At 62.1% G+C, this 13524-nt stretch carries 16 protein-coding genes; 11 read left to right on the forward strand and 5 right to left on the reverse strand.

Going from position 1 to position 13524, the window contains the following annotated elements; all coding sequences use genetic code 11:
* The first annotated feature begins 89 nt into the window (after window positions 1-89).
* Window positions 90-749 (forward strand): hypothetical protein, encoded by a 660-nt coding sequence (locus FJU11_RS02950; RefSeq protein WP_141165533.1) that lies wholly within the window; start codon window positions 90-92, stop codon window positions 747-749.
* Between the two features lie 6 nt (window positions 750-755).
* Here the strand turns inward: FJU11_RS02950 and FJU11_RS02955 are convergent, their stop codons facing one another.
* Entirely contained in the window at window positions 756-1112 is a 357-nt protein-coding gene (locus FJU11_RS02955) for a hypothetical protein (protein WP_141165534.1), read from the reverse strand.
* Window positions 1113-1149: 37 nt separating this feature from the next.
* On the opposite strand from FJU11_RS02955, the gene FJU11_RS02960 reads away from it, so the two are divergent.
* From FJU11_RS02960 to FJU11_RS03000, 9 genes are all read left to right on the forward strand, one after another.
* Window positions 1150-1548 carry a DUF6950 family protein gene (locus FJU11_RS02960; protein ID WP_141165535.1) on the forward strand — a complete coding sequence of 133 codons (399 nt, stop codon included), beginning with the start codon at window positions 1150-1152 and terminating at the stop codon, window positions 1546-1548.
* Window positions 1539-3758 carry a phage tail protein gene (locus tag FJU11_RS02965; protein WP_141165536.1) on the forward strand — a complete coding sequence of 740 codons (2220 nt, stop codon included), beginning with the start codon at window positions 1539-1541 and terminating at the stop codon, window positions 3756-3758. Before FJU11_RS02960 ends, FJU11_RS02965 begins: the two co-directional genes overlap by 10 nt.
* Before the next feature lie 75 nt (window positions 3759-3833).
* The gene (locus FJU11_RS02970; RefSeq protein ID WP_141165537.1) at window positions 3834-5735 is read left to right on the forward strand and encodes a phage head spike fiber domain-containing protein; all 1902 of its coding nucleotides are present in this window, start codon (window positions 3834-3836) and stop codon (window positions 5733-5735) included.
* On the forward strand, window positions 5735-6163 hold the full coding sequence (locus FJU11_RS02975) for a hypothetical protein (RefSeq protein WP_141165538.1): 429 nt from the start codon (window positions 5735-5737) through the stop codon (window positions 6161-6163). The genes FJU11_RS02970 and FJU11_RS02975 overlap by 1 nt, the downstream gene beginning before the upstream one ends.
* Entirely contained in the window at window positions 6160-7254 is a 1095-nt protein-coding gene (locus tag FJU11_RS02980) for a hypothetical protein (RefSeq protein ID WP_141165539.1), read from the forward strand. Before FJU11_RS02975 ends, FJU11_RS02980 begins: the two co-directional genes overlap by 4 nt.
* Window positions 7255-7950: 696 nt before the next feature.
* Window positions 7951-8799, forward strand: a complete 849-nt coding sequence (locus FJU11_RS02985) for a lysozyme family protein (protein ID WP_141165540.1) — start codon at window positions 7951-7953, stop codon at window positions 8797-8799.
* The gene (locus FJU11_RS02990) at window positions 8789-9274 is read left to right on the forward strand and encodes a hypothetical protein (protein ID WP_141165541.1); all 486 of its coding nucleotides are present in this window, start codon (window positions 8789-8791) and stop codon (window positions 9272-9274) included. The genes FJU11_RS02985 and FJU11_RS02990 overlap by 11 nt, the downstream gene beginning before the upstream one ends.
* A 24-nt stretch (window positions 9275-9298) precedes the next feature.
* A complete protein-coding gene (locus FJU11_RS02995) occupies window positions 9299-9646 on the forward strand; it encodes a hypothetical protein (protein ID WP_141165542.1) in 348 nt (115 codons plus the stop codon).
* 33 nt (window positions 9647-9679) lie between these two features.
* Window positions 9680-10582, forward strand: coding sequence for a glycosyltransferase family 2 protein (locus FJU11_RS03000; RefSeq protein WP_141165543.1), 903 nt, complete (start codon window positions 9680-9682; stop codon window positions 10580-10582).
* 88 nt (window positions 10583-10670) lie between these two features.
* Here FJU11_RS03000 and FJU11_RS03005 read toward each other — a convergent pair whose 3' ends face one another.
* Window positions 10671-10850 (reverse strand): hypothetical protein, encoded by a 180-nt coding sequence (locus FJU11_RS03005; RefSeq protein ID WP_141165544.1) that lies wholly within the window; start codon window positions 10848-10850, stop codon window positions 10671-10673.
* 287 nt (window positions 10851-11137) lie between these two features.
* On the opposite strand from FJU11_RS03005, the gene FJU11_RS03010 reads away from it, so the two are divergent.
* Window positions 11138-11365 (forward strand): hypothetical protein, encoded by a 228-nt coding sequence (locus FJU11_RS03010; RefSeq protein WP_141165545.1) that lies wholly within the window; start codon window positions 11138-11140, stop codon window positions 11363-11365.
* Between the two features lie 16 nt (window positions 11366-11381).
* Here FJU11_RS03010 and FJU11_RS03015 read toward each other — a convergent pair whose 3' ends face one another.
* The 3 genes from FJU11_RS03015 to gph all read right to left on the reverse strand — a co-directional run bounded on the left by FJU11_RS03015 (window position 11382) and on the right by gph (window position 13426).
* The gene (locus FJU11_RS03015; RefSeq protein ID WP_141165546.1) at window positions 11382-11780 is read right to left on the reverse strand and encodes a hypothetical protein; all 399 of its coding nucleotides are present in this window, start codon (window positions 11778-11780) and stop codon (window positions 11382-11384) included.
* A 48-nt stretch (window positions 11781-11828) separates the two neighbouring features.
* Window positions 11829-12248: a thermonuclease family protein gene (locus FJU11_RS03020; protein ID WP_141165547.1), complete on the reverse strand. Its 420-nt coding sequence runs from the start codon at window positions 12246-12248 to the stop codon at window positions 11829-11831.
* A 503-nt stretch (window positions 12249-12751) separates the two neighbouring features.
* A complete protein-coding gene (gph, locus tag FJU11_RS03025) occupies window positions 12752-13426 on the reverse strand; it encodes a phosphoglycolate phosphatase (protein ID WP_141165548.1) in 675 nt (224 codons plus the stop codon).
* Window positions 13427-13524: the final 98 nt, after the last annotated feature.

The raw sequence follows: 13524 nt of genomic DNA on the forward strand, positions 1-13524 counted from the left end.
ATCCGGTCCCTCCCTGGACTCTGAAGTCTCACAACCTCAGCATCCCCGGTCCGGACCGGATGGACAACCTAATGAAAGCTCACATCTAGATGCCCGGCTTCTATGACGCCATCGACGGCCTTCTCGACGAGACGGCGAAGAGCGACCGGCAACTGGTCTGCCGGCCGACGGTCGAAGCACACTTCCTTTCGTCCACGGTACGCATCTGGGGCGGCATCGGCCCGATGATCACGCCGGACGGTGAGCGCTGGCACGGGTGGAATGCGATCAACGACGGCGGCGACGTGGTGTCGTTCTTCCAGCCGCCGAAGCTCACAGACATTCGGGATGGGTCCTCGCCGCTCTACGAATTCACACTCGGCTATGTGGACGAGGAGACCTACCACAAGACGCGCGACCTCGAGGAAGAGGTGAAGGGCCGCCTGCTCGTCTGCTCGTCGGTCTACCTTGAAGAGGGCAAGACGCGCGCCGCCACGCCGCCCGGCGATAGCTGGCGCCTGCGGATGAAGCAGTCCCGGTTCAGCGAGAAGATCACGAAGGACGAGGACGGTGGCCACCGCCGGCTCTACTCCATGTCGGTGATCGCGAAGAACATCAACGAGGGACGGTCTATGACGCAGTTCGGAATCATGAACGATGCCGGGCAGCGCGCCCGCTCGCTCGAGATGTTCGGTGTCGCGGACGATGCCTATGCGCAGTTCGTGGTCGCCTACATCAACGGCAAGCACCTCAACATCAGCGACTCGTGAGGCACGCTATGAAAGATCGGGCTGCCAGTCTTCTAGGGCTTTCTGTTCCGCGGCTTCCATTTCCTGAGCCTCGGAAAATAGCTCTTGTGCTGACTTACCTTCAGCACATGAAAGAGCGCGGTGCATCTGTTCAACCGCTTCCCGATAAAGAGCTTCGCGCATATCGCCGATGGATTGCTCTGCACTCGTCGTGATGCGGACTTTGACGCGGACGTTATGGGCGACCGGTATGTCGTCGACTTGCCCGTCGAAATTGAAGGCAACGGTGCCGTATACGCCGCGAACACCGTCTAGAAATCCAAACTCTTCAAACTGAAAAAACTGCATGGTTGCCTCCCCTTTGAATGCTTGCCAGTCGAGCATGCCAGAGATCGGGAGCGCATGTCAGAGTGATCAATCCATGAACATCGAAGAGGCGATCGCCGCAACGCTGGCCGATTGGCACGCGAACCCTTTCGGTTGGGCCGATGCCAACTGCGACTTCTCGGTGGCGGACTATGTCGTCCGGCTGACCGGCCGCGATCCCGCTGCGGAATGGAGGGGGCGCTGTTCGGGCGAGAGCGAGGCCCACAGGCTCAAGGATGAGGCGGGCGGCAATGCTGCGCTGATCAGGCAGGGAATGCTCTCAGCGGGCGCATGTGTGGTCGATACGCCGGCCCTCGGCGATGTGGTTGCCTGCCGCCTGCGCGGTCTGGAACTGCCTGGCATCTATCTCGAACCATACGCTGCCTTCCGCTCGCCGGCCGGTGTGCTGCGCAGCCGCATGCATGAACTGATCGAGGCATACCGATGCGTGTGATGCGACCGCTCAAGATGCTTGCCGGTGCGCTGCTCATGTCGACCGCGCTCACAGCGCCGGCAAAGGCCGACCCGGTCAGTGGGCTTGTGGCATTGATCTCTTCGGGTCTGAACGCCGTTGGCGCAACCGTCGCAACGCAGGCGATTGTAGGGCAAGCGATCGTCGGTGTCGCGGGCTCTGCGTTGGGGCAGGCGGCGATCGTCGCGGGGCTTTCCTACGCCGCCAACTCGCTGCTTGCGAACAAGCCGAGCGCCCCGCCGCCGCAGGCCCTGCAGTCGAATTTCACGACCGACCAGAAGAAGCGCTACTACGCTTCCGGCGAGCTTCGCCTCGGCGGCATCGTGACGTTCGCCGAAGCGAAGGATGGCCGGCTCTACAAGCAGATCGCGCATGCCGATGCGGAGGTGACGGAAGACATCCAGATGTACCTCGACAACATTCCGGTCACGTTCCACGATGGTGGGAATGGCGTTGAAACCGACGAGTTCTACGAGAGCGACGAGGATCCGTATTTCTACCTCTTCTCGCGACATGGGACGGTCGATCAAGCAGCGCAGGAAAAGCTGACATCGGTTTTCAGCGAATGGACCGAGCGGCACGTAGGTGCGGGCGTATCAGACACGTTGCTGCGCGTCCGGCAGATGAGCAACAAGCATCGGGCGCGCTATTACGTCTTTAGGGGCGTGCTCGGCCTCGGTGAGCCCGACATCACACGCGCAGCGATGTATGGCCGCTATTACGATCCCCGCAACGACAGCACGCGCGGCGGGGACGGCGACGAGCGCCCCGACCAGCCAAGCACCTGGGGGCCAAGCAAGGGCAATATCGCCCTCCTGATCGCCCAGCATCGCATGGACCCCGAGCGGTTCGCGATGAGCCCCGACGACATCAACTGGGCGAACATCGCCGAACAGGCCGACATCTGCGACGAGACGGTCGTCGATCGCTACGGTGACAGCATCAAGCGCTACCGTGGCTCCGTCATCATCGACAAATCGGAAGAGAGCAACATCGAGGCCGAGAACCGCCTGATGGCCGCGTGCGACGCGATCCGGTTCGAGGATGAGGACGGTCGTTTCGGGATCTACGTCGGCAAATATGTCGAGCCGGACGTGGTCCTGACCGATGCCGATGTTTTCGAGATCGAGAGCAACGAGAACGACGACGGCGAGACGGACTACACCCACTATTACGGGATCTATACCGAGCCGGCTTTTGCGTACAAGGAAAGCTCCACGGCGCAATGGGTCTCGGACGACTGGAAGCAGGGCCAGCCGATCAAGACGAAGGACGTCACGCTCCACGTCCTGCTCGACCACAACACTGGGGTGCGCGCGGTCAAGGCCACGGCGCGGCGGCAGTCGGCGAAGCGCTCGCTTGCGGTTACGGCCGGCCTGCGCGCGCGGCGCCTGCGGTCCCGGCGTTTCGTGCGGCTCAGCCTCGGCGACGCCAACCTGTCCGGTGTCTACGAGGTGGCGAGCCTCGCGCCGGGCGAGGACGGGCTGACGCAGCATCTCACGCTGATCTCGACCGACGCGAGCAACTGGACGCTTTTGCCCGGCGAAGAGGGCGACCGCCCGAACCTCAACATCACGGTGCAGAACAACGGCGGCAGCATCGACAACATCGATCCCGCCGACATGCAGATCGTCTCGCAGACCATCGAGGGTGCCGGCGTCCGGTTCGTGGCCGATTTCCCGGTCCCGAGCCGTCCCGACTACATCGTCCAGATCCAGTATCGCGAGAAGGGCGATACGATCTGGGACGAGTTCGCGATGAAAACCGAGGACGGGGCAGGGCGATCCGGCGGCGTCGCGATCGGCACGACCTATCAAATCCGCTGGCGCGTGACCACGATCACCGGCAGCTCCTCGGGCTGGTCCGACATCGTCGAGATCAAGGCGTCCGGTGACAGCACGGCGCCGGCTGAAGGCGTGCTCGGCACGCTGACCGTCATCAACTCGACCGTCCAGGTGCCTTGGCGCAATGCCAACGACCGGCGGGTCTCGGCGGCACTGATTTACCGCAGCGCGACCAACGACTTCTCGAGCGCAACCGATCTCTACGGCCCGATCTATTCCTCGCCCAACCAGCAACTGCAGCAGCAGGACAACCCAGGCTCGGGCACCTGGTACTATTGGGTCGTCATGCAGAGCGCCACAGGCGTGGCATCCGACCCTGACGGCCCCGGCTCCGTAAGCATCGCTTAGCCGGGCCTGTCACCCAGAAATCAAAGCATGAATGCCTTGGCCGCGTGCCGGGGCGCTTTCGCATGGAGCATTCGCGTGGCCAGTGCACCCCTCGATCCTAAGCAGATCTTTTTCGGCAACCCCGTTCGGGACGATCATCGACCCGACCCGAAAGAGATTGTCCAATTCCTGATCTACCTCAAGTCAGCAATTGATGCCTTGCGCGGTGCGACCGGTGATGCCGACGCACTGGACGATATCGCGGCTGACATCGCAGACTTGCGAAGCGATCTCGACAAGATCCTGGCCAATGCGCCTGAAGATGCAGACACTTTTTCCGAAATCAGCGAGGCATTGAACGCTCTTACCGAGGGTGCGCCACCCGACCGGAATACATTTGCGGAAGTCAGTAGCGTACTCGACGAGCTCCTGAGCCTCACGGTGCAATCGCTAATGGTTGCAAATAGCGATCCGAACAACATCGTTGCGGCGACTACCAGCCCGTCTAAATCCCTTAGCTCTGGGATGCTGTTCTCGCTGTCTCCCGCAGACACCAATACCGGCCCGGTGACGATCTCGATCGACGGCTCCGACCCGATCCCACTCATCGTAAACAGCCGGGCCTTGAAAGAAGGAGAGCTTACGCGGCCGAATACCGTTCTCATCCGCATCTTTTCTGGCGGGGCCCAAGCCAGAATAGTCGGTGGGAACTTGGGCGCCGATCTCGTCAAGGACCGGGTCGATGATCTGACCGGGTTGCTTGTTCCATCCCCCTTTCCGGCACCGCGGACACTTTTGTCGACTAAGCAATGGGTGACGCGCAAAATCGCAGACATGATCGGCGATGATCCGGACGTCGTTTTCGTTGCCGATTTCCAAGCGCAGATGGCGTTGGCCGTCGGCGTTGGCACCATGGACGATTGTCTCGCCTACGATCGAGCTGCATCAGCTTACTACGTCGACCAGGCGGGGCGATATATTTCGACGGCGAGCGGCGATCCGCGCTGGGGCGATCGCGGGTTGATGATCGAGCCATCTCGAACCAACCTTTTCAAGCAGTCGCGCGACCCGACCGCTTCCTCGTGGACGCGGGCCCGGTCGACCGTCTCGCCATCATCAATGTTTGTTGGTGGCCTGTCTGCTGCAAAGTTGATTGAGGACACGTCGAGCGGCACGCACAACATCAGCCAGACGTTCGCCGTGACCGCGGGCGACTGGATCACGGTCTCGATGCTGGTATCCGCCGGCGAGCGGAACTTTGCGGCGATCCAGCTCCAGGGTTCCCCGTTTCCAGGGCAGCCGCGCGCGTCCTTCAACCTTTCCAGCGGGATCGCGAAGGTCACGCAAGGCACGGCCACCGCAACCGCGCGCGCCGTTGCCGGCGGCTGGCTCGTCGAGATCACCGCTCAAGCGACGGCGACGGGCAACGCCGCCGCCTACGTCTTCGCGGCGGTCACGGACAGTGCGATCTCCTACGCGGGCGACGGGTCGTCCGGCATCTACGTGTCCGGCCTGCAAGCCGAGATCGGTCGCTACGCGACGAGCCTCATCCGCACGCTCGACGCCGTCGGGACGCGGCCTGCTGATGTCATGACGTTCGCGGACGCGTCCTGGTGGCCAAAGGCCGTCGGCACCGTGTGGATGCAGGCAGAGGCGCGACCTATCGACGGTGTCAGACTGATCGGTGGGCTCGGCTCCGGCGACACGCCGCTGGCGATGGTGTCGGCAACCGGGAGCATTTCGGCGCAGACCAACGGTGTCAAACTGACCGCAGAAACCGGCGGCAATTCTTGGGGCCTCGGATCAACCGTGGAAGTCGTCTCGTCTTGGGACCTGACCGGGCGATCGCTGGCAATGGAAGAGGGGATCGTCGCTGCGGACGCCGAACCCTCCCGGTCGACCGTCATGACGCACATCGGATCGCGCGGCACCGACACGCCCATTGACGTGATGTGCGGCTACGTCAAGCAACTCAAAGTCTGGAAGGCGCGGGCATAATGAAGAGCATTTCTCAGATCTTCGCGGATGAACCCTATGTCGTGGCGACCGGCGGCAACGGCGCGGGCTTCGAAAACAGTTCAACGCTGGTCTTCACCAACACCTACACGTTCGGACGGCAGGAGATCGGCTCCACGAACGGCACTTTGACCGTCGATTACGAGCAAGGTCAGCAGGTGCGCGCGGTGCTGACGGAGAACGTCTCGACCATTGCGCTGCAGAACATGCCGGTGTTCGGCGGGCGGCTCGAGATGATCCTAGTGCAGGACGAGGTCGGCGGACGCACCGTATCGTGGCCAGCGGCTTGGGTCACCGGGGGCAGCTTCGCGCCGGAGGTCACCGCGACGCCGGGCGCGAGAGACCGGTTCGTGATCTCGAACGACGGCTTCGATATCTACCTCGACATCGCCGGGCAGGACTACCGATGAGCGAAAACACGTTCGGCCCCGCCGATCTCACGGCGCCGATCCGCATCCTCCACAACCGCGTCCAACCGCGGCCGGACGACACGATCGACAGCTACGACGGCTTCCCGATCGGGATGGCAGCATCCCAGAACATCGCCAACATGAACGCCGTGCCGGCGGGCTGGGACGGCGAGATCGCCCATTTCCAGTGGGCGCATCGCGCGTCGGCAATCGAGGGTACGGAGAAGGGCACCAAGCCGAACCCGATCTCGCCGACGATCCGGCGGGCGGACGGGATCGTCTGCCGCGTCCAGTATTCGACGATCGCCAAGGCCATGGCGGCATCTAAGGTCTGCATCATGACGACGCTCGGCTACGACCCGGCCGAGTGCGCGGTCGTTGCGGCCGATGCTGGCTTCGATTCTTCGGCGATCGTGTCCTACGCCGACGCCGTGGACGGGTGCGAGGCGCTGTTCGCGGACGACCCGAACCCCGACGCGACGCCGCCCTACGCCGGCGAGCCCTACCATGTCGCGACAGACCGGATCATCCTGGCCAATGCGCGGATCGTCGACAACCCGGCTCAGGCGTGGGGTATCGTCTACGACTATGAAGCGCAGGACGGCCGCTCGTCCGATGCAACGCGCACACACATCGCCGATCTCGCCGAGGTCTGCCACACGAAGGGCTTCAAGCTTCTTGTCTACACCAACCCGCTGGACGGAGCCGGCGTCCTGCAGAGTGGCCTCACTCGCGACAGCCTCGGCGACGTCCTGGCCGCCGTCGATCGCCTCAGCATCCTCGTCGGCACCGCCTATTCCGGCGGGAACGTCGTTGGGCATTTCCGCCGCCAGCTCGCAATGCTGACGGGGCCGGACGGCAGCGGATCACCTGACATGGCGAAGGTGTTCGTGACGTTTGCTTTATCGAGCGGCGAGGTCGACGCCCGACAGGTCCGGCGGCTACTAACCGAGCTCTCCGCAGTGCGGATGCTCTGGTATTGGCCGGACTTACAAACGCTCGGTGGCGATCGAAGTCGCACAGTTAATCGTGTTATCGCCGCCTCAGCCTACGGGCACTTGATGCCTCGCCCAAGCACCGCAATCGCTTAATTTCAAAAGTGCTGGCAACATGCCGAGCCGCCTGCCTCCGAGCGGGCTTTCGATGGGCGGCGCCAGCAAAAAAACCGGTCCACAGGCAACAAGGTCGCGGACCGGTTTTTAGGAGCAAAGCAGAAGGGAGGAGAACCTGCTTCGTCTGAGATCCTGCCCCAACATGGTTAACCGGTGGTAAACCGAATAAGGCCCGAACTCAGTTCCCAGTTCCGGAACACGCCGTCCGTGAGCAGTATAATCTCCAAGCTGCGCCAATTATAAAGGTTGTCATAGCGATCGCCATGAAGGCTGCAGCCATCAGCATCAAGGTTGCCGTCAAGAACAGATGGCCGGCCAAGAGCAGACTGCCGGCAAATCGTTCCGCAATGTTCGAATAAGCGATTTCCATGACCCCTCCATGGTTATGGAGCGAGATAAAAACACGGCATCGTTCTTGAGTCGAGTCTTACGTTCCTTAGAACCAGCCTCAGGGCGCGTCCAGGAATTACCGATAAACCGAAGAGTACGCTACGCGCTTCCATGAGAAGGGCGCGGCATTCTAACGGTCGGCGGCCAAACGTGCGAGCGCATACGTGGCGGCAATAAAGCCGGCGGTGAGTGCGAGATAAAGCATTTCTGAATCCCCTCAGGTTGCATCGACCAGCAAAACACAAGTCGAGCTATCTGTCACATCCCCACGATCAGGAGACCATCATGGACCCTACCGTTCCGTCCGGAGCGGCGCGGCTGCTCGACTACGTGCGCGACACGGAGACGGGCTCTGCCGGCGCCGACAGCTACCGCACGATCTACGGGCACAACGAGGACAAGCTCGCCAAGCCGCTCACGTCCATGACGCTCGGCGATGTGGTCGATGCGCAGGGTGGTTGGAGCAAGCGCTTCGGCTCGTCCGCTGCCGGTGGCTACCAGTTCATGCGCGCGACGCTGCAGGATCTGTCCAGTGATCTCGGCCTGCGCGGCACCCAAGTGTTCGACCCGAACCTACAGGACCGGCTCGGCTACCACCTGCTCAAGCGGCGCGGCTACGAGGCGTTCGCATCTGGCGAGATCGGCCCGACCGAGTTCGGCCGGCGGCTGGCAATGGAATGGGCGTCTTTCCCCGTCCTCGAAGACTGTCAGGGCGCGCACCGTAAGCTCAAGCGCGGCGAAACCTACTATGCCGGCGACAAGCTCAACAAGGCGCTGATCAAGCCGGCAGAGATGGAAGCGTGCCTTCGCGAGGTGCGCGAGATGATTAATGGCGAGGCCGCGCCCGTGCCGTCGGAAATCCCGACCCAATCCCCTCGACCGACACAGGAGGCAGACATGCCCGAAAAGTCCACACCGGCCAAGCAGGTCGCCAAGGCCATCGGAGGCGGGAAGGGCGCCGCGCAGGGAGTGACCTTTGCCGGCGGCCTCGTGATCATCTGCTCGTATTTCGGGCTGATCCCGCCCGATACCACGCCGACGCAGATTGCACTGCTCTCGACGGCGGTAACCGCGGTGGTCGCGCCGCTCGTATCGTTCGTGCAGGCGTACATGGCGCCGCGCAATGCCGAGTAAGCGCGCAGCGATGCCGCAGCGAGATCAATGGAGCACGGCCGGTGAAATGTTCCCCTCGCGGGTCTTCGGCCGGCTCAAGCGCCGGTTCCCGGAGCGCATCGTCGAATGGCTGTGCGCTGCGGAGCTGGTCGGATGGGGGGCGGTCTTCTACGGCCGCCCCTTCATTTTCAGCAACCCGGCCATGGGCATGCTTCGTAAGATGGCACCGGCCGAGCTGTGGGGCGTTTGCCTGATGACAGTCGGAGCCCTCTGGATCGTCGGGCTCGTCGTCAACGGCGCTCGACACAAGACGACATCCAAGATCCGGGCGACCTGTGCGACCGCGGGCCTCGTTACCTTCCTGCTGCTCGCACTCGGCTTTGCCGTCGCATACCCGGAGCAAATGACCGGGCTGTGGCTCGTGACGCTCATCCTGCATGTGCTCGCCGCGGCCTACAGCGTCTTTCGCGCCATGGTCGACCACGAGCGCGGGTAGGGCGGCATGGGGGACGTAATGACCATGGCATCAGTACCGGACTGGCTCGTCTATATCGCGGTCGGCGTCGGCATCGCGATCTCGACGGCGATTGGCCGGCTCGGCATGCAGTGGGGCCGAGCAAAGCCGCACGGCCAGGCCGGTGAGCAAAATTTTCAGCTATCAGGCGCGCTGGTTGATTCCTCGGCCGTCCGGCAGATGGCGAGCGCTGTGGAGGCGCAGACCATGGAGATGATCGAGCAGCGAAAGATGGCTGAGAACCACGCTCATTCCCTCAATCGCCGGCTGGAAGCACTTGGCGACCAGGTCGACCATCTGACGGGCGAACTGCGGCTGCTGCGCGAAGAGATGATCCGGGGCGTGCGCTTATAGAATTCTGTCGCGTGCTGTTTTACGCTCCATCACATGGGAAAATTCGACGACACAGATCCAATTGTCGCGCTTACGATCCTCGTTCGGAACGAAGCAGATATCATCGAAACGAATATTGATTTCCACCGCCGAGCCGGGTTCGACGTCATCATCGTCACCGACAATGCTTCTACCGACGGGACTAGCGAGATCCTGCGCCAACGGGAACAACTCGGTCAGATCGTCCTTCTGCAAGAACGATCAGACGCATATCGTCAGGACGCATGGGCCACGAGGATGGCGCTGCTCGCGCGAGAAACGTATGGCGCAGACTGGGTATTGAGCGGCGATGCTGATGAGTTCTGGGTTGTGCCAGGCGGTTCGATCAAGGATGAGTTGACCAACCGAAAGAAGCTCGTTCTGGCATGCGAGCGACGGAACATGGTGACAGATTACGAAACTCTCGGAAGAGAGCCGTGGTGGGAAGCCCTGATATACCGAGCGGATCCGCCTGTTCCCATGCCGAAGAACCACGACCGCATACGCGACCCACTGCCGGCCCCGTATTTCTTCCTGCAACTGCCGGGGAAGTCAGCCTTCAGCCTCGACGGTCTAGAGCGGATTGAGCGAGGCGCGCATAACGCCGTATATGATTCTGGGAAGCCGCAGAAAGGGGAATGTGGTATCGTCATCTATCACTTCCCGCTTCGCGATATCGCCGAATTCGAACGTTCGACCCGTCAGATCGGAGCTGCCATTCGCTCGGACGCATCGCTTCAACCAAATACATCGTGGAAGTATCGACGGTGGCTCGCGCAACTTGAGGCGGCGGGCTCAATCGATACCGCTGTTGCCGAAGCGCTGCCCAGCTCTGTTGAGCTTTCGGAGAGGCTCATGAACAACGAGGCAATCCAGGATACGTGGATGCGTGATCGTCTTCGAAAGATCGTGGCGTGATCCAGGTACAAGTCCCGTCTCGCACGTTCTGGATTGCCCATATCTGATACAACGGCCCGTCGGCCTTAGCGGTCGGCGGGGCGAATTGCTACTTGATCAGACGGATGCGCGCCTGCTCGTAGGCTCGGGCGATCGTAAGGCAGTTGCGCGCTTCGTCGCCTGCCATTTCGACGAGATGCGCGAGAAAGCCCCCATCCAGCTTCCTCGCATTGGTCAGCGCAGACTGCAGATCTTGCTGCACCGCTTCCAAGATTTCCCTCTCGCTCATGGTCTATATTCCCCTCAATTGCAATTTACGCTGTGTAAGGTGTGCTCCATAACGAGACGAGTCGAGCGCGAATACCGCGGTAAATGCCCTTCGATTGGGCAAATGCCATCACGGTCCTGTGAGATTCCATCTGAGAAAGGGTCCCGGCGACAGGGACGCAGCCATCCCCGTGTTGTTGCGTCGCAGAACAAATAAGCGATGCAGCCAGCCGGGAAACAAGACGTTACTGATACATGGTTGCATTGCGGGGACCGTCAGCCTTACGCATAGCGGCGGAGGGTGCTTCCATGACTTCGAGACGAATGGCCGATTTAAGTGTGGAGTTCGAGCGGGCGATTTTTACGGGCGACGGAGACCGGGCTGCAACGGCTTTCGCCGATCTGATCCGGGCCGGGGATCTCCAGATCTCCACCGACGCGCGCGAGTTTCTCGACGATGCGATCCACGGCCGCGACGCACAAACGCGGCTGCTCGACAAGCTCGGCCGATCTCGGCCTCAGGGATGCCGCGGGTAGAATTCCGTGGCCGACTTCAATCGTCGCGCAAGCTAAAGCCACGCTTTTCGGCCCACGCTGCATGGGCCGCCCGGGCTGCCGTTGCATGTTCGTCGGCCTCAACGAGTTTGTCGCGCCAGCCAAGTGCATCGACCGCGTCGAGCATGCGGAAATGCGCCGCCTCGGCTAGACGGGCTGCTTCGCCTTTAGTCGCCGCATAGCCTCTGTCTTGACCGATACGAGGCGAAATCCGCGTGTCGCTCCCCACGACGTGGTTGGCGTGCCATTCCCACGGCTCGCGCCCGGGATTGCCTGTTGGTTCGAAGACCCAACAGACGGATACGGAAAAGCAGTTTTCCCGGTCCATCGCGATGTAGTTCCGCGGCACGTCGGGCCAGGTATGTCGCCAGTCGAGGCGTAGGGGGGCATCAACCATGCCGCGATGCTGCCGATTCCAGACCGGAACATCAAGAGAACATTTTCGCTATCGGCACCATGGGTTCCCGTGGTTCGGCCACTTCTGCGCCAAACCTTCGCTCATCAGTACATCACCCGCGTCGCGCCCATCCGCCAGCGTGATCGTCACGATCTTGCGGCCGTAGTAGCCTGTCTCGCCGGTGTCGTTGACGGTGTAGCCGTCAGCCATCAGAGCGCGCAGTCGGTCGCGGGACTGCTTCGCCAGGCGCTTCTCTCGCGGGCATGACGCATGCGATCCCATCTCCGGCGCGTCGATCGCGGCATAGCGCCATTTGACGCCGTCCTGCCATCCGCTATCGCCATCGATCAAGCAAGTGACCTTGCGCTCGGCGCGGTGCGACCCGTGGCAGATCGGGATGGCGAAGGCAGGGGTGGCGCACAGCATGAGTGCGGCGGTGATGATGGTGCGTCGCATGACGGCTGCCACGCTAGGGTCTCCGTCTGCGGAGCTTGATCAACTCGCTTCGAAGCGCTTCTCGGCAGTTCCGCATCGCCGTCTGAAATTCATCGGATTCTATCTGTCTGCTGATTTGCGTAGATGTGGCGGCGAGTGACGATCGAAGCCGATCAAACGCGAGGTCCCGTTCTCGGGCACGCTCGTTGTGGAGGCGCTGCTGGGGCTTGGGATCTTGGGCGCGCGGTTCGAGCATAGCCGGTCCTTTCGAATGTGCTGTCATTGACCATGTCCCATCTTCCGTTCCTGCGCAATAGGACCACGGGGAAGCAGTGCTCCCCGGTTCACTTGAACCAGAGACCGTGCCCATACCGTGAACATCAGTCCGGCATTGCCGCAAGCGTCCGCGAATAAGCCCCGCATTTCCGGGGTTTCCTGCTTGCCCACTGCCTTCACACGGCAGGGGTCCCTGGTTCGATCCCAGGCGCGCCCACCACCTTCGCTCACCTCTGTTTATTCACGCCCGAGAGGCTCGCTCAGTCGGCGAGCATGTCGTGCACGAGCTCGGCCGTCAGCCCTTCGTAGCTGTCGAGCACGCGGTCGGCGCCGAGCGTCGTGACGGGAACGTCGGAATAGCCGAAATCGAAGACGATTGCGGGAACGCCGGCCGCCTTGGCGGCATCGACGTCGTTGTGCGTGTCGCCGACCATGACCGCACGGGTTGCGCCTTCCACCTTCTCGATCGTCGCGAGGATCGGGCCGCCGTCCGGCTTGCGCGTGGAAAACGTGTCTCCGCCTCCGACGAAGGCAAACCGCGAAGAAAGGTCGAGAAGATCGAGCAGTTTGCGTGCCAGCCTTTCGTGCTTGTTCGTGCAGACCGCGAGTTTCATCCCGTCGGCCGCGAGCCGGTCGAGGCATTCGAGCATGCCCGGATACGGTTTGGAGGCGCCCGGCATCGAACGCTCGTAGTGATCGAGAAAGACCGTGAGCAGCCGCTCCACCTTCTCGTCGTCATGGGCCACACCGCGGATGTCGAGCGCTCTCTGGACCATGACGCGCGTGCCCTGGCCGACGAGGCGGTTGACGTCGGCGTTTTCGAATGGGGCGACGTCGATCGTCGCCAACGCATGGTTCAGCCCTTCGACGAGGTCTGCGCCGGTATCGAGCAGCGTTCCGTCGAGGTCGAAGATGACGAGGTCGCTTTGCGGCATGGCGGCAGGGTCCCAATTCGTGCGGCTTGAACGGATCGACGGCGTAGCGTCGATCTTCGGCTAAGCGATTGTGCATGGAAGCGCAATGTCGAACGTCT

It is taken from the genome of Pararhizobium mangrovi (genome assembly GCF_006516965.1).
In the GTDB taxonomy this organism is placed as follows: Bacteria; Pseudomonadota; Alphaproteobacteria; order Rhizobiales; family Rhizobiaceae; genus Pararhizobium_B; species Pararhizobium_B mangrovi.